The sequence below is a fragment of the Paracoccus litorisediminis genome (assembly GCF_009711205.1).
Taxonomy (GTDB): Bacteria; Pseudomonadota; Alphaproteobacteria; order Rhodobacterales; family Rhodobacteraceae; genus Paracoccus; species Paracoccus litorisediminis.
Genome location: NZ_WMIG01000002.1, coordinates 624814 through 641388 on the forward strand (window position 1 = coordinate 624814; position 16575 = coordinate 641388).

Genomic DNA, 16575 nt, shown 5'->3' on the forward strand with positions numbered 1-16575 from the left:
AACACTTACCCTCGGATGGCCACCCCGCGAGGAGGAGTCGCGCTGGCCAGCAAGCGGAGGGATAATCATGAAAAGACTGCTGAAGGGCGCCACGTTGGCGCTGCTGTTGTCCGGCTCGTCTGCGCTGGCCAATGACAGCGTCATGGCAGAAATCGCGAAACCCCAGCAATGGGCGATCCAGACCGGCGACTATGCCAATACCCGCTATTCGACGCTCGACAAGATCAACAAGGACAACGTCAAGGACCTGCGGGTGTCCTGGACGTTCTCGACCGGCGTGCTGCGTGGCCATGAAGGCTCGCCGCTGGTCATCGGGGATGTGATGTTCGTCCACACCCCGTTCCCGAACAACGTCTTTGCACTGGACCTGAACGATAACGGCAAGATCCTGTGGCGCTATGAACCCCAACAGGATCCGAACGTCATCGCGGTCATGTGCTGCGACACCGTGAACCGCGGCCTTGCCTATGCGGATGGCATGATCCTGCTGCATCAGGCCGACACCACGCTGGTGGCGCTGGACAGCAAGACCGGTGAGGTCAAATGGTCGGTCAAGACGGGCGACCCGGCGATCGGCGAAACCAACACCGCGACCGTGTTGCCGGTCAAGGACAAGGTCATCGTCGGCGTCTCGGGTGGTGAATACGGCGTACGTGGCCGCGTGACCGCCTATAGCCTGGCCGATGGCAAGGAACTCTGGAAAGCCTATTCGACCGGCCCGGATGCCGAAATGCTCGTCGATCCGGAAAAAACCACCGTTCTGGGCAAGCCGATCGGCGCCGACAGCTCGCTGAAAAGCTGGGAAGGCGATCAGTGGAAGATCGGCGGCGGCACGACCTGGGGTTGGTATTCCTATGACCCCGAGCTGAACCTGGTCTATTACGGCACCGGCAACCCCTCGACCTGGAACCCGGCGCAGCGTCCGGGCGACAACAAATGGTCGATGACCATCATGGCCCGCGACGCGGATACCGGGGTGGCCAAGTGGTTCTACCAGATGACGCCTCATGACGAATGGGACTTCGACGGGATCAACGAGATGATCCTGACCAACCAGACCCGCGACGGGAAGGAACGCAAGCTTCTGACCCACTTCGACCGGAACGGCCTTGGCTATACGCTGGACCGCGAAACCGGCGAGCTGCTGGTGGCCGAGAAATACGATCCGGCGGTGAACTGGACCACTGGCGTCGACATGGACCCGAACTCGGAAACCTTCGGCCGTCCGGCCGTGGTCGCGCAGTATTCGACCGAACAGAACGGCGAGGACGTGAACTCGACCGGCATCTGCCCGGCGGCGCTTGGGACCAAGGACCAGCAGCCGGCGGCGTTCTCGCCCAAGACCAACCTGTTCTACGTGCCGACCAACCACGTCTGCATGGACTATGAGCCGTTCCGCGTAGCTTACACCGCCGGTCAGCCATATGTCGGTGCGACGCTCTCGATGTTCCCCGCGCCGAACAGCCATGGCGGTATGGGCAACTTTATCGCCTGGGACAACACCAAGGGCGAGATCAAGTGGTCGCTGCCGGAACAGTTCTCGGTCTGGTCGGGTGCGCTGGCGACTGCGGGTGACGTGGTCTTCTACGGCACGCTGGAAGGCTACCTGAAGGCCGTGGACGCCGAGACGGGCAAGGAACTTTACAAGTTCAAGACCCCGTCGGGCATCATCGGCAACGTCATGACCTATGAGCATGGCGGCAAGCAGTACATCGCCATCCTGTCCGGTGTCGGTGGCTGGGCGGGCATCGGTCTGGCCGCTGGCCTGACCAACCCGAACGAAGGTCTGGGTGCCGTGGGCGGTTATGCGGCGCTGTCGCAATATACCGAACTGGGCGGCCAGCTGACCGTGTTCGAGCTGCCCGGCTGACCTCATACTTTGGTGCCGAATAACAAACTGTGACTCGAAAAGGGCCGCTCCAAGGATAACCTTGGGGCGGCCCCGTCCTGTTCAGGGACGGAGTAGGGAGGAATATTCATGATCAACAGGACGACCGCCAGACTGATGGCGATCTGTGTCGCATGTGCGACGACCGCCATGGCCCAGACGGCCGTTGCGCAGGACAACACGACTCCTCCGGCGCAGGCCGGAGCAGGGGCGGCAGCTGCCACTTCGGGCGAAGCGCCCGCAGCCGCGCCCGCTCAGCCAGCGCCCGCGGCCCCCGCCGCAGCCGGCGGCAAGCTGGTGCTGCAGAACGGTCAGGACATGACGCCCGACCATATGGAAAACGGCCGCTGGTACACCGCCGAGGACATCCCGACCTTCAAGATCGCCGAGGATGGCACGATCGACTATGCCACCTTCTCGGGCTATCGGCGCTATTCGGCGGAATGCCATGTCTGCCATGGCCCGGACGGCGAAGGCTCGACCTACGCCCCGGCGCTGAAGAACTCGGTGCAGACACTGGATTATTACAAGTTTCAGGAAATCGTCGCCTCGGGCAAGCAGGACGTGAACACGTCGGCCAACCTGGTGATGCCGGCATTCGGCACCAACAAGAACGTCTGGTGCTATATCGACGATATCTATGTCTATCTTCTGGCACGCGGCGTGGGCGATCTGCCGCGCGGCCGCCCGGCCAAGAAGGAAGCCAAGTCGGACGATTTCACAGCGCAGGAAAACTCCTGCATGGAAGGATGATGAAACCCTTTCTTCTGTCCACCATCATGGCGGCCTGCGTCGCGGCCTCGGCCGCATCGGCGCAGGTCGCCGATCTGCGTTCCCACACCGAGCTGCGCGTCTGCGCCGACCCGGCTGCGGTGCCGATGTCCTCCGAGGACGGCTCGGGGTTCGAGAACCGGATCGCCACCTTCCTTGGCGAAAAGCTGAACCTGCCGGTGACCTATACCTGGTTCCCGCAGGGCTCGGGCTTTATCCGCAAGACCCTGCGGGCGGGGCTGTGCGACATCGTCATCGGCTATGCTCAGGGCGACGAGATGGTCCTGAACACCAACCACTACTACACCTCGGCCTATGGGATCGTGACCCGCAAGGACAGTCCGCTGGCAAGCGTGGATCTGCTTGAGGACCCGGCGCTGAAGGACAAGCCTATCGGCGTGATCGCGGGCACGCCTCCGGCGACCAACATGGCGCGGGCGGGGCTGGCCAAGAACATGAAGGGCTGGGACCTGTTCGTGGACCGCCGGGTCGAGAATCCCGTGGGCGACATGCTCGCGCAGGTCAAATCCGGCGAGCTGGCGGCTGCCGTGCTGTGGGGGCCACTGGCCGGACCTCTGGTCAAGGCCGATCCCGAATTGCAGTTCACGCCGCTGGTCAAGGAGACCACTGGCCCCAAGATGTTCTATCGCATCACCATGGGTGTCCGGCTGGGCGAGGATAGCTGGAAACGAGAGTTGAACAGCCTGATCCGTCGCAATCAAGATGGCATCGATGCGATCCTGCGCGATGCGGGTGTCCCGATCCTTGATGACTATGGCAAAGGACTGAAGCCATGATCCGGCTGGCGGCGCTGGCGCTGATCCTGAGCGCCGCCATGGCGCAGGCGCAGGTGCCTGAGCCGCAGGGCTTCCACGGTGAGCCCTATAAATCCCCGGTGCCCGCGACGCTTTCTGGCGCGCGGGTGGTGGACACGCCGCAGGCGCTGGTCCTGCATGATCAGGGTGTGCCTTTCCTTGACGTGATGCCGCGCCAGAAGCGTCCCGATGGCCTGCCAGAAGGCACGATCTGGAACGCTCCGCCGCATATGACCATTCCCGGTGCGACATGGCTTTACGACACCGGCTATGACCGCATCTCCTCGGTCGAGGAAAACCGGTTGGCCGAGGGGTTGGAGCACGCGACCAAGGGCGACAAAGCCGCGCCGGTCGTGCTGTTCTGCCGTACCGATTGCTGGATGAGCTGGAATGCCGGCAAGCGCGCCGTCCAGTTGGGCTATTCCGGCGTGATCTGGTACCCGGCAGGCAGCGATGGCTGGCAGGCGGCTGGACGCGAATTGGTCACCGCTGTCGCCCCGTGAAGTTGCCAAAGGCGCGGGGGCCGTCGGGCAGCTCGATCTCTCGGGTGACGGACAGGGTGGCGGCGTCGATCCAGACCAGCGTGTTCGAATCCCAATGTGCGACCACCACGCCCGAGCCGTCGGGCAGGGTGGCGATGCCTTCGGGGTAGTCGCCGGTATCCAGCGTCTGGATGACGGTCAGATCCTTGGGGTCAAAGACGGTGACGGTCCCGGCATATTGGTCGGTGACAAAACCCCGCTCACCCGCAAAGGTCACGCCGTAAGGATGGCTGCCGGTCGGGATCTGCCCGATCAGCTTGCCCGCAACTGGATCGACGACGCTGACCGTGTCGCTTTGCACATCCGCCGACCACAGCCGTCCGCCATGAAACGCTACGGCATAGGGATGCTTGCCAACGGCGACGCGTGCCTGCAACGCGCCCGTGGCGGCGTCGTAAATCGAGACCTGATCGTCATCCCGATCCGCCGTCGCCACCAGCTCCCCATCCACGGCGACCCCAGCCGGGGCGCGCCCGGTCGGGACGGCCCAGACCGGGTTCAGCGCCGCATCCAGTCGGATCAATTGGCCCTGATACCATTCGGTCAGAAACAACCCGCCATCTGCAGCCGGGACGATGCCGAAAGCCCCTTCGGGTAGATCCAGCTGCCGCAAGATCGTGCCGCTTTCATCCAGCACGGTCAGATCCCCTGTCTTGGCCGAGACGACATAGGCCCGCCCCCGTGTCGGATCATAGGCGACCGGGGCGGGCGCACCGGGGATCGGGGTTTCGGCCACAACCGCACCCGTTGTCAGATCGACGATGCTGACGCTTTCGGCATTCTGCGAGGTGACAAAGGCCAGATCGGCAGCATGACCCGATCCGGCCCAGAATGCTGCCAGCGCCAGCGCGGTCGGGCGGATCATTCCGCCTTGCCGAACCTTTCGGCCAGCGCATCCAGTCCTGCCTGATAGATCCCGGTGACGGCGGCGATCGCGGCCTCATCATTCTGATCCGGTGGCGGCTCGTTATTGGGGAAACCGCGATAGAAGCCGCCCCGCCATGCGACCGTGGCCTTGCCGCCCTCATCCTTGACGCAGATGGTCGAGGCGTAATTCGTCACTGGCAGGACCGAGACCTCGACCGCCTCGATGCGGTAGGAATAGCAGCGCTTGTCGGGCTGGATCTTGGACAGGACCTCGGTGATGGTCGGATCGCCAGCGTCGGATTTCAGATGCAGGATGCGGGTCGACTTCTCGGGTTTGTCGACCGAGCCATCGCCGGTGATCTCGGTCTTGGCGATGGCGGGATGCCAGCCCATATCCTCGAACTTGCCGATGGCGGCCCAGACTTCGTCGGGCGTGGCGTTCAGTTTTTGATCCAGTTCCAGCTTCAGCCGTACCGGACCATGCGCATGCGCCGCCCCTGCCAGCGCCAGCGTCGCGCCAAGGGTCAGGGCCAGAAATCGCTTCATCCTTCAGTCTCCTCCCGAAAGTCGCGGGCGGCGAATGGGACCGGCGCCCGGCTTGTGTCGACCTTGCCCGCCGCATTGCAGCGCGTCCACTACGACAAACGTATCGGGTGATTTTCCCCGGGTCGACCCGGGGTGTTTGCCGGGTTGGCGGGGGCGCTTTCGCCCGCCATGATGCGACGGGGAGGACGGGGATGAAAGGCAGAATCATCATACTTTTGGCGGGGTTGTGTGCGACTAGCCCGGCCATGGCGCAGCAGGCTGCGCAAAAACCTGCGCAGACCGTGCGCGCGGCGGTGCTGCGCGTCGACATGAACGAACTGCCGCCGATCTCGCGGCTGGATACGCCGCCCGCGGATCTGGGTTTTGCCGGGGCGCGGCTGGCCATCGACGATAACGACACCACCGGCCGCTTCATGGGGCAGGATTTCGAAGCGCTGGAGATCACCGCGACGCCACAGACTGCGGTGGCAGAGCTGGACAAGCTGCTGGCCGAGGGCATCAGTTTCATCGTCACGCTTGCCGATGAGGAAAACACCCTGAAACTGGCCGATCAGGCCGGGGACCGCGCGCTGATCTTCAACGCCCGCGCAAGGGGCGACCGGCTGCGCGGCGCGGATTGCCGCTTCAACACCATCCACACCGCGCCCAGCCACGCGATGATGGCGGACGGGCTGGCGCAGTTCCTGATGTGGAAAAAGTGGTCGGACTGGTTCCTGATCTCGGGCAGCCACCCCGAGGACATCGCGCTGGCCGACGCTTATCGCCGCGCCGCCACGAAATTCGGTGCCAAGATCGTCGAGGAACGCATCTATGAGGACACTGGCGGCGGGCGGCGCAGCGACAGCGGCCATGTGCAGGTCCAGCAACAGATGCCGGTCTTTACCCAGCGCGCCAAGGAGCATCACGTCGTCGTCGCGGCGGATGAGGCGGGGATCTTCGCACTGTGGCTGCCCTATCAGACATGGGACGCGCGGCCGGTGGTCGGCTCGGCCGGGTTGGTGCCGCATTCGTGGCACCCCTCGCTTGAGGCATGGGGCGCGACCCAGTTCCAGAACCGGTTCGAGAAGCTTGCCACCCGCACCATGAGGGACGAGGACTACCAGACCTGGCTGGCACTGCGCATGATCGGCGAGGCCGCGACGCGCACGAACAGCACGGAATCTGCCACGCTCAAGGACTTCATGCTGTCCGACCGCTTCGAGGTCGCGGGCTTCAAGGGGCAGAAGCTGACCATGCGCGACTGGGACCACCAGCTGCGCCAGCCGATCCTGCTGACCACCGGGGACGTGACCGCCTCGGTCAGCCCGCAGGACCAGTATCTGCACCAGACCTCGGCGCTGGACACGCTGGGCATCGACCGTCCCGAAACCCAATGCAAATTCTGAGGCCAAAGATGAACCATCTTTCGACAGCCATCCTGACCTCGGCGATTTGCCTGGGGCTGGGCACGCCCGCTTTGGCGAACCGTGTCTTTGTCAGCAATGAAAAGGGCAATGACGTCACCGTTCTGGACAGCGAGACGCTGGAGGTGATCGGCCATTACCCGGTCGGCGCGCGCCCGCGCGGCATCACCATCAGCCCCGACGGCAAGGAGCTGTATGTCTGCGCCTCGGACGACGATCTGGTGCGGGTCTTCAACCCCGAGACGATGGAGGAAACCCACACCCTGCCATCCGGTCCCGATCCCGAACTGTTCGTCCTGCACCCCTCGGGCAATCCGCTTTATATCGCCAATGAGGACGACAACCTGGTGACCGTGGTCGATACCAAGACCCACAAGATGCTGGCCGAGATTCCGGTTGGTGTCGAACCCGAGGGCATGGGCATCAGCCCCGATGGCAAGGTGGTCATCAACACCTCGGAAACCACCAACATGGCGCATTTCATCAATTCCGAGACGTTTGAAATCTTTGCCAACGTGCTGGTCGACAGCCGCCCGCGCTTTGCCCAGTACAACGATGCCGGGACCAAGCTTTACGTCAGTTCGGAAATCGGCGGGACGGTCAGCGTGATCAATCCCGAAACCCAGACCATCGAAAAGAAGATCAGCTTCGATATCCCCGGCGTCCTGCCCGAGGCGATCCAGCCGGTCGGCGTGCGCGTCACGAAGGATGGCAAGAAGGTTTTCGTGGCGCTTGGCCCCGCCAACCGCGTGGCCGTCATCAATGGTGAAACCGATGAGGTCGAGGATTACCTGCTGGTCGGTCAGCGCGTCTGGCAGATGGGCTTCACCCCGGACGAAAAATACCTGTTCACGACGAATGGCAATTCGAACGACGTGTCGGTGATCGATGTGGCGGCGAACAAGGTCGTGAAATCCATCCCGGTAGGGCAGCAGCCTTGGGGCGTGGTGGTCGCGCCGAACTGACAAAATCAAATACGGAGGAGGAACAGATGACCCGTTTGCTGACGATCCTGATGCTGATGGCCGGCCTTGCCGCCCCCGCCTATGCTCAGGAAGCCCCCAAGCCCAAGCCCGAGGATGCCGCTGCTCAGGCCGCCGAAATGGAGGAGGGAGAGGAAGAAGAAGCCGAGGCTGCCACTGACGGCGTGCATGAGGCCGCTGCAAAATTCGACTATGGTTTCTCGGGGATGCTGGCACGCGACAACCGCACCCAGCTTGCGCCGCTGACTCTGGCCTCGGGCAAGCCGGTTGCCAGCGCGGAATATAAGCTGAAATCGGGCGGCTATTACCGCATCGACATCACCGCCGACGGCAGCCAGGAATTGGCTTTGTCGGGTGGCGACTTCTTCCGCGCGGTCTGGGTCAATGAGATCGTCATCAACGATATCGAGATCCGTCCGATGGGGGTCCATTCGCTGGAATTCGACGATGCCGGCACCGCCTCGCTCAGTTTCGTTGCGATTGTGCCGGGACGCTATACGCTGTCCATTCCCGGCTCGCATGGCGAAACCCAGCAGGCAGTGTTCAACATCCAATAACCGCAAAGGGGGTGCGGGCCCGACCCGCGCCCGCCAAAAATGCCGCAAGACGCGCTTTCCATCCAGAATGTCAGCCATAATTTCGGGGCGTTCCACGCGCTGAAGAATGTCTCGCTGACCGTGCCACGCGGCAGCTTCACCGCCCTTCTGGGGGTGAATGGCGCGGGCAAGACGACGTTGTTTTCCCTGATCACCCGGCTTTACGACAACACCTCGGGCCGGATCGAGGTCGCGGGCCATGACCTGCGGCGCGAACCCGGCGCGGCCTTGGCCCGGCTGGGGGTGGTGTTCCAGTCCCGATCACTGGATGCCGACCTGACCGTGGCGCAGAACCTTGACTATCACGCCGCCCTGCATGGCATCACCCGGCGCGAGACCCGCGACCGCGCGACCGAGGTGATGGCGCTGGTCGGTCTTTCGGACAAGCTGGGCGTCCGGGTTTCGGCCCTTTCGGGCGGCCAGCAGCGCCGGGCGGAAATCGCCCGCGCCCTGATCCACCGCCCCGAAATCCTGCTGCTGGACGAGGCGACCGTGGGTCTGGACGTGAAATCCCGCGCCGAAGTGGTAGCCCTGACCCGCAACCTGACCCGTCAGGGGGTCTCGGCGCTATGGGCCACGCATATCATGGATGAAATCCGCCCCGAGGACGGGCTGGTCATCCTGCACAAGGGGCAGGTTCTGGCCTCGGGCAGGACAGATGAGGTCACCAAGGGCGACGACCTGACCCGCACCTTCCTGCGCCTGACAGGGGAAGACGCATGAGCCACGCCCTGACCCCGCGCATGTGGCTGACGGCCTTTCTTGGCATTGCCCGGCGCGAGACGCTGCGCTTCGTCAATCAGCGCGGTCGCTTCCTTGCGGCGCTGGTGCGCCCCCTGGTCTGGCTGTTCATCTTTGCCGCCGGGTTCCGTGCGGTGCTGGGCCTGTCGATCACGCCGCCCTACCAGACCTATGTGCTGTACGAGGTCTATGTGACCCCCGGTCTGGTTGCGATGATCCAGCTGTTCAACGGCATGCAATCCTCGCTGTCGATGGTCTATGACCGAGAGACCGGGGCGATGCGCACCCTGCTGGTCAGTCCCTTCCCACGCTGGTTCCTGCTGGGGTCGAAGCTGGTCGCGGGGGTGATCGTGTCGATCATCCAGGTTTACACCTTCCTTGCGATCGCATGGTTCTGGGATGTGGAGCCGCCGCCGATCGGATACCTGACCGTGCTGCCGGCGCTGATCCTGTCGGGGCTGATGCTGGGGGCGATGGGGCTGTTCCTGTCCTCGGCCATCCGGCAGCTTGAGAATTTCGCGGGCGTGATGAACTTCGTCATCTTCCCGATGTTCTTTGCCTCGACCGCGCTTTACCCGCTGTGGCGGATGCGGGAAAGCTCGACCCTGCTGCATGAAATCTGCGCCATCAATCCCTTCACCCATGCGGTGGAGTTGATCCGATTTGCGCTTTACGGACAGTTCGATCTTCTGTCCTTCTTGGTGGTGACGGGGTGCCTGATCCTGTTCTTTGGCGCGGCGGTCTTCATGTATGATCCGGCCAAGGGGCTGTGGGCACGCAGAAAGGGGGGAGCATGAAGTTTCTGATATTCGCGATGTCCTTGGCAGCCACGGGGGTCGCCCATGCCGAATCCGGCACCGATCCCGACTGGCCCTGCATCCAGCGCAAGCAGCCACATCTGTCGCTGGGCCAGATGTGGACCGGGCCCGAGCCTGACGATGCCGTGCGCGAACTGGCCCGCTCGCCAGATATCGCGCATCTGGCCGACCGGCTGGAGCAGCGCCGCCTGCCAATCGATCAGGCCACCGCCGAGATCGGGACATTCGCCGCGCAGGCGGACAATGCGAAACTGACCGCGCTGATGGTCGCCGTCCTCGACCGGATCGAGCCGCAGCGTTCGGCGCTGATTTCCGGGATCGCGCGCTATGGCCACAAGCAGGTGGACCTTGCCAAAAGGATCGAGGATCATCGCGCCAAGATGGCCGAGATGGAAAAGGCTCCAAGCCCCGATTTCGACGCCATCGATGAGCAGGAAAAGCAACTCGACTGGGACATGCGCATCTTTCAGGACCGCCAGCAATCGCTGACCTATGTCTGCGAAACCCCGGTCATCCTTGAGCAAAGGGTGTTCGCCTTGGCCCGTGCCATTCAGGCTGGCCTGAAATGAGCCTGCCGCCCGCCGTCATCCTTGCCGGAGGGCTGTCCACCCGAATGGGCGGAGGCAACAAGGGCCTGCGCCTGCTGGCCGGGGAAACCCTGATCTCGCGCGTCTTGGGCCGGCTGCGCCCGCAATGCAGCGCTGTAGCGGTCAACGCCAATGGCGATCCCGACCAGTTCGAGGATTACGACGTGCCAGTGATCTCGGACGGGTTTGCGGGCTTTCCGGGGCCCTTGGCCGGGGTTCTGGCGGGGATGGAATGGGCGGCGGCGCTGGGGGCCGATGCGGTGGTCAGCGTCAGCGTGGATACGCCGTTCCTGCCGCTGGATCTGGTCCATCGCCTGTGCGAGGCGCGGGGTCGCTCGGGACTGGCAGTCGCGGCCAGCGCCGATGAAACCGGAGAGCTGCGCGATCACCCGACCTGCGGGCTGTGGCCGGTGGCGATTGCGGGTGACCTGCGGGCGGCGCTGGAATCGGGCCTGCACCGCACCGGGCAATTCGCTGCGGCCTATAATCCGGGCCGCGCAGTCTTTGACAGCAATCCGTTCGATCCGTTCATGAATCTCAATACCCCGCAGGATCTGGCCGAGGCTGCCCGCTACCTGTAAGCGGGCAGGGTTACACCCCGTAGCGCCGCCATGCCCGTGCCAGCGCCATCGCGACCAGCCGCGCAAAGATCACCGTCATCACCGACAGGACCAGTAGCGCGGCAAAGACCAGATCGGTCTTCATCCGGCCATTGGCATGGATCATCAGCGCGCCAAGGCCGCGCGCGCCGCCGACCCATTCGCCGATGACCGCGCCGATCGGCGCATAGACCGCCGCCAGCCGCAGTCCGGTGGCCAGTTGCGGCAGAGCCGCTGGAATACGCAGGTGGCGCATGATCCGCCCGCGCGACGCGCCCATGACCTGTGCCAGATCCAGCGCCGCCTGCGGCGTGCGGCTGAGGCCGTCAAGAAAGGCCGAGGCGACCGGGAAAAACACGATCAGCACCGTCACCGCGATCTTTGGGGCCATGCCAAAGCCCAGCCACAGCGTCAGGATCGGGGCCAGCGCAAAGACCGGGATGGTCTGGCTGAAGGTCAGGATCGGGCGCAGTACGCCGGTAAGGCGTTCCGAAAATCCCATGGCGATGGCCAGTCCCGCGCCAAGGACCGAGCCCAGCAGGAAACCCAGCATGACCTCGGCCAATGTGAAGCCCGCATGGCGCGCGATTTCGGCGCGGTTCAGCCATAGTGCCTCGGCTACCGCGCCGGGCGAGGGCAGCAGAAACGGCGGCATGCCCGCCAGCCAGATGACGCCCTGCCACAGGACAAGGACGGTGACGATCAGGGCAAGAACCGTTCTCATGCCATCATTCCCCGCATCAGGTCGGTCTGCAGGGTCAGCACCTCGGGTGCGTCATAGGGTCGGGCGGCGCCTTGTGGGCGGGGCAAGGGAACGGGCCATTCGGTCAGGCCTTCTTCGCGCAGCAACAGAATGCGGTCGCTCAGGCGCGCGGCCTCGGCCGGGTCGTGGGTGACCAGCAGGACGGTTCGTCCGGCCAGAAGCCGCGCCGACAGGTCCTGCATCTGCGCCCGCGTTCTTGCATCCAGCGCCGAAAAGGGTTCGTCCAGCAGGACCAATGGCCGGTCCTCGAACAGGGTTCGGGCCAGAGCCACGCGCTGGCGTTGTCCGCCAGACAGGTTGGCGGGCAGGTGATCGGCACGGTCGCCAAGGCCGACCGCGTCGATCAGGGTCTTGGCGCGGGTGTTGGGGTCGGCAGGGGGCTCTGCCCCCCGCCGCTCCGGCCCCTTAATGGGGCCAGAGCGGCGTCCCCCGGGATATTTAGGCAAGAAAGAAGCCGGAAGGTCGCCGCGCAGGCGGGCACCGATGGTGACATTGCCGGTGACATCCAGCCAAGGGATCAGGCCGGGGTCCTGCGCCATCAGGGCAACGGGGGTGCTGCGGGTGACCTCGCCGTCGAAACGCGCGCCGGTTTCAAGCCCGGCGATCAGGCGCAGGATCGTCGACTTGCCGACCCCCGAGGGGCCCAGCAGGCAGGTCCAGCCGCCTTCTGCCAGCGTCAGATCGACGGGTGCGAACAGAGGCGTATCGCCGACCCATGCCTGTCCCCGGACCCGCGCGATGGTCATGCCCGGCCCAGATCCCAGAAGGCGACCTCAAGCCGGGTCGCCGTGGCGAAGCGTTCGCGCAGCGCGGTCCAGCGGGGCAGGGCTTCGGGATTGTCGCCCAGCCGCTTGCGGATCGCGTTGTCCAGAAGCGCGCCTGCCTTGGCGCAGGCCTCCTGATATTCGGGACCGGCATAGGTCTCGATCCAGTCGCGATAGGGGGTGTCGTTCGCTGCCTCGCGTGCCAGTCGCGTGCCGATTTCGCCATACCCCAGCACGCAAGGCATCAGCGCCGCCAGCAGGTCAAGGAAATCGCCCGACAGACCCGCATCCATGACATAGCGCGTATAGGCGATATTGGTCATCGCCTCGGGCGTGCGGGTCATGGCCTCAATGTCGATGCCCGCTGCCGCGCAGGTCTGGACATGCAGCGACATCTCATGGTCCAGCAGCGCATGGACCGTGGCCGAGCAGGCGCGCATTTCATCCAGATCGCCTGCCTTGACCACCGCCAGCGCCCAAGCGCGCGAGAAATGGATCAGGAACAGGTAATCCTGCACCAGGTAGGTCAGGAAGTCGACGCGTGGCAGCGTGCCGTCGCACATGCCCTGAACAAACGGGTGGCGGGTATAGGCGTCCCAATCGGATGCCGCATCGCGCCAGTTGGCGAAGGTATGACCGTAGCTCATTGCGCCCCCAGATCCACGGCCAGTTCCGAGACCGGCAGGACGTTGTCGACCAATCCGGCCTCATGCAGGAAGGTCTCGAAGCGGGCATATCGGCCCTGATCCAGCGCCGCCGGGCTTTGCGAGAAACGGGGCAGAGTTTCCTTCCACGCGGCGGCGTTCAGCTCGTCCTTGAGGTCGGGCGCAGTACCGGAAAACAGCTCCCATGCCTCGTCGGGGTGGTTGACCATGTATTGCGCGCCGCGCTCGACCGCGTGCAGGAAGCGCTGGGTCTTGGCCTTGTCCAGAACCTGCGGGTTGGCCACGAAGATCAGCTCGTCATAGGTCGGAACGCCTTGTTCCTCGACGAAGAAGCATTTCCCTTCGGCGCCTTCCAGACGCATCTGGGTCAGCTCGAAATTGCGATAGGCGCCGATCGTGGCATCGACCTGACCGGCGATCAGGGCGGGCGAGAGCGACCAGTTCACATTGACCATCTCGACATCGGCCATGCTCAGGCCCGCGGTCTTCAGGATCTGGCCGATCAGCGCATCCTCGACCCCCGAGACCGAATAGCCGATCTTCTTGCCCTTCAGATCCTCGATCTTCTGGACCGGGCCGTCGGCCTTGACCATCAGGCAGTTCAGCGGCGTTGCAATCAGCGTGCCGACGCGCTTCAGCGGCAGGCCCTCATGCACCTGCAGATGCAGCTGCGGCTGGTAGCTGATCGCCAGATCGGCCTTGCCTGCGGCGACCAGCTTTGGCGGATCGGCGGGATCGGCGGGGGCCACGATCTCGACCTCGAGGTCCTCATCTTTGAAGAAGCCCTTTTCCTGCGCGACGATGATCGGGGCATGGTCGGGGTTCACGAACCAGTCCAGCATCAGCGTGACCTTATCTGCGGCCAGTGCGGGTTGGGCCAGCAGGGCCAGCGTGGCGGTCAGGGCGAAATGCTTCATGTGTCTCCTCCAAGGGCAAGCAGGGTGATCTCGCCGTTCCAGCGGCGGGACAGGGCTTCGGCTGCGCGCCATGAGCGCAGGCCAGAGCGGCAGGCCAGCACGATGCGCTGGCCGGGTTCGGGCAGGGGGCCGGTCGGGCCGTAGCCGGGATCGCGCAAGGCGTCGGGCGTGGCCTTGCGCGGGGCCTCATCGGCAGGGCGCAGGTCGATGACCAGATCGCCGTTGCGGATGTCTTCGGGCGCAATGAAGCGGGGACCGTCGTTTTCGGGTGCGCCGTCAAAGCGGAACTGGGTGAAGCGGCCATGCTCCAGCCGGGTGAACTGGCCCAGCGGCGAGGGCTGCAGGCCCAGCAGTACGCCCAGAGCTATCTGCGCCTGAAGGCAGCCCAGCATCCCCACGACCGGGCCAAGCACACCGGCGCTGGCGCAGGTCTGGCCACTGTCGGGCGGGTCGGGGAACAGTGCGCGCAGGCTGGGCGCACCGCCGCAGAAGCCGCCGACATAGCCCGACAGTCCCAGAGCCGAGGCCGAGATCAAAGGTTTCCGGGCGGCCAGGCAAGCATCCGACAGGGTATAGCTGGCCGCGTAGCTGTCGGCGCAGTCCAGCACGATATCCGCCGCGGCGACCAGATCCGCAGCATTCGCGGGGGTCAGGCGTTCGACCAGCGCGCTGATCCTGATGCTGGGGTCCAGCCGGGCCGCGAAGCCAGTTGCGGCCTGTGCCTTTGGCTGGTCGATATCCGCCATCGAATAGATCGGCTGGCGGTGCAGGTTGGATTCCTCGACGGAATCGGGATCGATCAGGGTGATCCGGCCGATGCCTGCGCCCACCAGATATTGCAGCGCCGGGACGCCCAGCCCGCCCGCGCCGACGATCAGGACATGGGCGGCGGCAATGGTCGCCTGACCCGCCGCCCCGACCTCGGGCAGGATGATCTGGCGGGCATGGCGACTCATGCGGCCACCTGCAGCCATTCGCGGATGCGGGCTTCGGGATCAGGATTCAGGGTGATGTCGGTCACTGCCGAGGCAATGTCGGCACCCGCCGCATAGGCGAGAGTCGCGCGTTCCGGGGTCACGCCGCCAATGGCGACCAGCGGTGTATCGCCCACCAGCTTGCGCCATTCGCTGACGCGTTCCAGCCCCTGCTGTTCCCATTTCATCTTTTTCAGGATGGTGGGCCAGACCGGGCCAAGGGCGATATAATCCGGGGCCAGCGCCAGTGCGCGGTCCAGCTCGGCATGGTCATGGGTCGACAGACCCAGCCGCATCCCGGCGCGACGGATCGCCGGGATGTCGGCCACGTCCAGATCCTCTTGCCCCAGATGGATGAAATCGCAACCCAGCTCCATGGCGGTTTGCCAGTGGTCGTTCACGACCAGCGTCGCGTTATGCGCACGGCAGAGGTCGCGGGCGCGGGTCAGTTCCTGCACCAGTTGGTCACCGTCCATATCCTTGATGCGGATCTGCACCAGCTTCACACCCAGCGGCAGGGCGCGCGCGATCCAGTCGGCGCTGTCGAAGATCGGGTAGAAACGGGGAAAGTTCATCCGAGTACTGCCATTCCGAATACGGGGGTCGAGGGAGCGGCCATGTCGCGGGCCTCGATCGGGTTTGCGGCATGGGCCAGTTGCCCGGCCTGAATCGCCAGCGCCATCGCGCGGGCCATGGCGACCGGATCGCCCGCCTTGGCGACAGCGGTGTTCAGAAGCACCGCGTCAAAGCCCAGTTCCATCGCTTGGGCGGCATGGCTGGGCAGGCCGATCCCGGCATCGACGACCAGCGGCACATCGGGGAAATGTGCCCGGACCGAGCGCAACCCGTAGGGATTGTTCAGCCCCCGGCCCGAACCGATCGGCGCGCCCCAAGGCATCAGCACTTCGCAGCCAGCATCCAGCAGACGCCCGCAGACCGAAAGATCCTCGGTGCAATAGGGAAAGACCTGAAAGCCGTCATCGGACAGAATGCGTGCGGCTTCGACCAGCGCGATCACGTCGGGGCAAAGGGTGTCATCGTCGCGGATGACTTCCAGTTTGATCCATGGCGTGTCGAACAACTCGCGGGCCATCTGGGCGGTGGTCACGGCCTCGCGCACGGAATGGCAACCGGCAGTATTGGGCAGGACCGGGACGTTCAGGCCCTTGATCAGGTTGTGGAAGTCCTGACCGGCACCGCCCTCGCGGCGCAGGCTGACGGTGGCGATGCCCGCGCCGGATGCGCGGAATGCCTCGGCCATGATCGCGGGCGAGGGGTAAAGTGCGGTGCCCAGCATCAGCGGGCTTTCGACATCGGTTCCGTAAAAGACAGGCAT

The 16575-nt window shown here is 64.6% G+C and carries 20 protein-coding genes; 11 read left to right on the forward strand and 9 right to left on the reverse strand.

Features of this window, described 5'->3' with window-relative positions; translation table 11 throughout:
• The first annotated feature begins 67 nt into the window (after window positions 1–67).
• The 4 genes from GL300_RS08475 to GL300_RS08490 all read left to right on the forward strand — a co-directional run bounded on the left by GL300_RS08475 (window position 68) and on the right by GL300_RS08490 (window position 3977).
• The gene (locus GL300_RS08475) at window positions 68–1870 is read left to right on the forward strand and encodes a methanol/ethanol family PQQ-dependent dehydrogenase (protein WP_155039156.1); all 1803 of its coding nucleotides are present in this window, start codon (window positions 68–70) and stop codon (window positions 1868–1870) included.
• Between the two features lie 108 nt (window positions 1871–1978).
• The gene (locus GL300_RS08480; RefSeq protein WP_192337329.1) at window positions 1979–2641 is read left to right on the forward strand and encodes a c-type cytochrome, methanol metabolism-related; all 663 of its coding nucleotides are present in this window, start codon (window positions 1979–1981) and stop codon (window positions 2639–2641) included.
• On the forward strand, window positions 2638–3456 hold the full coding sequence (locus GL300_RS08485; RefSeq protein ID WP_155039157.1) for a substrate-binding domain-containing protein: 819 nt from the start codon (window positions 2638–2640) through the stop codon (window positions 3454–3456). Before GL300_RS08480 ends, GL300_RS08485 begins: the two co-directional genes overlap by 4 nt.
• The gene (locus GL300_RS08490; RefSeq protein ID WP_155039158.1) at window positions 3453–3977 is read left to right on the forward strand and encodes a PQQ-dependent catabolism-associated CXXCW motif protein; all 525 of its coding nucleotides are present in this window, start codon (window positions 3453–3455) and stop codon (window positions 3975–3977) included. Before GL300_RS08485 ends, GL300_RS08490 begins: the two co-directional genes overlap by 4 nt.
• On the opposite strand, the gene GL300_RS08495 is transcribed toward GL300_RS08490, so the two are convergent.
• Window positions 3958–4881, reverse strand: a complete 924-nt coding sequence (locus GL300_RS08495) for a YncE family protein (protein WP_155039159.1) — start codon at window positions 4879–4881, stop codon at window positions 3958–3960. The two genes, GL300_RS08490 and GL300_RS08495, sit on opposite strands and share 20 nt — an antisense overlap.
• Window positions 4878–5429 carry an SRPBCC family protein gene (locus GL300_RS08500; RefSeq protein ID WP_155039160.1) on the reverse strand — a complete coding sequence of 184 codons (552 nt, stop codon included), beginning with the start codon at window positions 5427–5429 and terminating at the stop codon, window positions 4878–4880. Before GL300_RS08500 ends, GL300_RS08495 begins: the two co-directional genes overlap by 4 nt.
• Window positions 5430–5620: 191 nt before the next feature.
• On the opposite strand from GL300_RS08500, the gene GL300_RS08505 reads away from it, so the two are divergent.
• The 7 genes from GL300_RS08505 to mobA are packed head-to-tail and all read left to right on the forward strand — an operon-like array spanning window position 5621 to window position 11138.
• Window positions 5621–6814, forward strand: coding sequence for an ABC transporter substrate-binding protein (locus tag GL300_RS08505; protein WP_155039161.1), 1194 nt, complete (start codon window positions 5621–5623; stop codon window positions 6812–6814).
• A gap of 8 nt (window positions 6815–6822) precedes the next feature.
• Window positions 6823–7797 (forward strand): YVTN family beta-propeller repeat protein, encoded by a 975-nt coding sequence (locus GL300_RS08510; protein WP_155039162.1) that lies wholly within the window; start codon window positions 6823–6825, stop codon window positions 7795–7797.
• A gap of 26 nt (window positions 7798–7823) precedes the next feature.
• Window positions 7824–8372 (forward strand): cupredoxin domain-containing protein, encoded by a 549-nt coding sequence (locus GL300_RS08515; protein WP_155039163.1) that lies wholly within the window; start codon window positions 7824–7826, stop codon window positions 8370–8372.
• Window positions 8373–8411: 39 nt separating this feature from the next.
• Window positions 8412–9134 carry an ABC transporter ATP-binding protein gene (locus GL300_RS08520; protein WP_155039164.1) on the forward strand — a complete coding sequence of 241 codons (723 nt, stop codon included), beginning with the start codon at window positions 8412–8414 and terminating at the stop codon, window positions 9132–9134.
• A complete protein-coding gene (locus GL300_RS08525) occupies window positions 9131–9949 on the forward strand; it encodes an ABC transporter permease (RefSeq protein ID WP_155039165.1) in 819 nt (272 codons plus the stop codon). The genes GL300_RS08520 and GL300_RS08525 overlap by 4 nt, the downstream gene beginning before the upstream one ends.
• Window positions 9946–10539 carry a hypothetical protein gene (locus tag GL300_RS08530; protein ID WP_155039166.1) on the forward strand — a complete coding sequence of 198 codons (594 nt, stop codon included), beginning with the start codon at window positions 9946–9948 and terminating at the stop codon, window positions 10537–10539. Before GL300_RS08525 ends, GL300_RS08530 begins: the two co-directional genes overlap by 4 nt.
• Window positions 10536–11138 carry a molybdenum cofactor guanylyltransferase MobA gene (gene mobA, locus GL300_RS08535; protein ID WP_155039167.1) on the forward strand — a complete coding sequence of 201 codons (603 nt, stop codon included), beginning with the start codon at window positions 10536–10538 and terminating at the stop codon, window positions 11136–11138. Before GL300_RS08530 ends, mobA begins: the two co-directional genes overlap by 4 nt.
• A gap of 10 nt (window positions 11139–11148) precedes the next feature.
• On the opposite strand, the gene GL300_RS08540 is transcribed toward mobA, so the two are convergent.
• From GL300_RS08540 to GL300_RS08570, 7 genes are read right to left on the reverse strand one after another with little or no spacing between them, the layout of a single operon-like run.
• Window positions 11149–11880, reverse strand: a complete 732-nt coding sequence (locus GL300_RS08540; protein ID WP_155039168.1) for an ABC transporter permease — start codon at window positions 11878–11880, stop codon at window positions 11149–11151.
• Window positions 11877–12665 (reverse strand): ABC transporter ATP-binding protein, encoded by a 789-nt coding sequence (locus GL300_RS08545; protein WP_155039169.1) that lies wholly within the window; start codon window positions 12663–12665, stop codon window positions 11877–11879. Before GL300_RS08545 ends, GL300_RS08540 begins: the two co-directional genes overlap by 4 nt.
• On the reverse strand, window positions 12662–13330 hold the full coding sequence (tenA, locus tag GL300_RS08550) for a thiaminase II (protein ID WP_155039170.1): 669 nt from the start codon (window positions 13328–13330) through the stop codon (window positions 12662–12664). The genes GL300_RS08545 and tenA overlap by 4 nt, the downstream gene beginning before the upstream one ends.
• The gene (locus tag GL300_RS08555) at window positions 13327–14265 is read right to left on the reverse strand and encodes an ABC transporter substrate-binding protein (RefSeq protein WP_155039171.1); all 939 of its coding nucleotides are present in this window, start codon (window positions 14263–14265) and stop codon (window positions 13327–13329) included. Before GL300_RS08555 ends, tenA begins: the two co-directional genes overlap by 4 nt.
• The gene (locus GL300_RS08560; protein ID WP_170297625.1) at window positions 14262–15221 is read right to left on the reverse strand and encodes a HesA/MoeB/ThiF family protein; all 960 of its coding nucleotides are present in this window, start codon (window positions 15219–15221) and stop codon (window positions 14262–14264) included. Before GL300_RS08560 ends, GL300_RS08555 begins: the two co-directional genes overlap by 4 nt.
• Window positions 15218–15814: a thiamine phosphate synthase gene (locus GL300_RS08565; RefSeq protein WP_155039173.1), complete on the reverse strand. Its 597-nt coding sequence runs from the start codon at window positions 15812–15814 to the stop codon at window positions 15218–15220. The genes GL300_RS08560 and GL300_RS08565 overlap by 4 nt, the downstream gene beginning before the upstream one ends.
• Complete coding sequence (locus GL300_RS08570; protein ID WP_155039174.1) at window positions 15811–16575, reverse strand: thiazole synthase; 765 nt, start codon at window positions 16573–16575, stop codon at window positions 15811–15813. Before GL300_RS08570 ends, GL300_RS08565 begins: the two co-directional genes overlap by 4 nt.

Coding starts and splice junctions, on each gene's coding strand:
- GL300_RS08500 (WP_155039160.1), bottom strand. CDS start 5,429: ATGAAGCGATTTCTGGCCCTGACCCTTGGCGCGACGCTGGCGCTGGCA.
- mobA (WP_155039167.1), top strand. CDS start 10,536: ATGAGCCTGCCGCCCGCCGTCATCCTTGCCGGAGGGCTGTCCACCCGA.
- tenA (WP_155039170.1), bottom strand. CDS start 13,330: ATGAGCTACGGTCATACCTTCGCCAACTGGCGCGATGCGGCATCCGAT.
- GL300_RS08565 (WP_155039173.1), bottom strand. CDS start 15,814: ATGAACTTTCCCCGTTTCTACCCGATCTTCGACAGCGCCGACTGGATC.
- GL300_RS08520 (WP_155039164.1), top strand. CDS start 8,412: ATGCCGCAAGACGCGCTTTCCATCCAGAATGTCAGCCATAATTTCGGG.
- GL300_RS08515 (WP_155039163.1), top strand. CDS start 7,824: ATGACCCGTTTGCTGACGATCCTGATGCTGATGGCCGGCCTTGCCGCC.
- GL300_RS08545 (WP_155039169.1), bottom strand. CDS start 12,665: ATGACCATCGCGCGGGTCCGGGGACAGGCATGGGTCGGCGATACGCCT.
- GL300_RS08555 (WP_155039171.1), bottom strand. CDS start 14,265: ATGAAGCATTTCGCCCTGACCGCCACGCTGGCCCTGCTGGCCCAACCC.
- GL300_RS08510 (WP_155039162.1), top strand. CDS start 6,823: ATGAACCATCTTTCGACAGCCATCCTGACCTCGGCGATTTGCCTGGGG.
- GL300_RS08560 (WP_170297625.1), bottom strand. CDS start 15,221: ATGAGTCGCCATGCCCGCCAGATCATCCTGCCCGAGGTCGGGGCGGCG.
- GL300_RS08490 (WP_155039158.1), top strand. CDS start 3,453: ATGATCCGGCTGGCGGCGCTGGCGCTGATCCTGAGCGCCGCCATGGCG.
- GL300_RS08505 (WP_155039161.1), top strand. CDS start 5,621: ATGAAAGGCAGAATCATCATACTTTTGGCGGGGTTGTGTGCGACTAGC.
- GL300_RS08570 (WP_155039174.1), bottom strand. CDS start 16,575: ATGCCTGTCTTTTACGGAACCGATGTCGAAAGCCCGCTGATGCTGGGC.
- GL300_RS08495 (WP_155039159.1), bottom strand. CDS start 4,881: ATGATCCGCCCGACCGCGCTGGCGCTGGCAGCATTCTGGGCCGGATCG.
- GL300_RS08530 (WP_155039166.1), top strand. CDS start 9,946: ATGAAGTTTCTGATATTCGCGATGTCCTTGGCAGCCACGGGGGTCGCC.
- GL300_RS08485 (WP_155039157.1), top strand. CDS start 2,638: ATGATGAAACCCTTTCTTCTGTCCACCATCATGGCGGCCTGCGTCGCG.
- GL300_RS08480 (WP_192337329.1), top strand. CDS start 1,979: ATGATCAACAGGACGACCGCCAGACTGATGGCGATCTGTGTCGCATGT.
- GL300_RS08475 (WP_155039156.1), top strand. CDS start 68: ATGAAAAGACTGCTGAAGGGCGCCACGTTGGCGCTGCTGTTGTCCGGC.
- GL300_RS08525 (WP_155039165.1), top strand. CDS start 9,131: ATGAGCCACGCCCTGACCCCGCGCATGTGGCTGACGGCCTTTCTTGGC.
- GL300_RS08540 (WP_155039168.1), bottom strand. CDS start 11,880: ATGAGAACGGTTCTTGCCCTGATCGTCACCGTCCTTGTCCTGTGGCAG.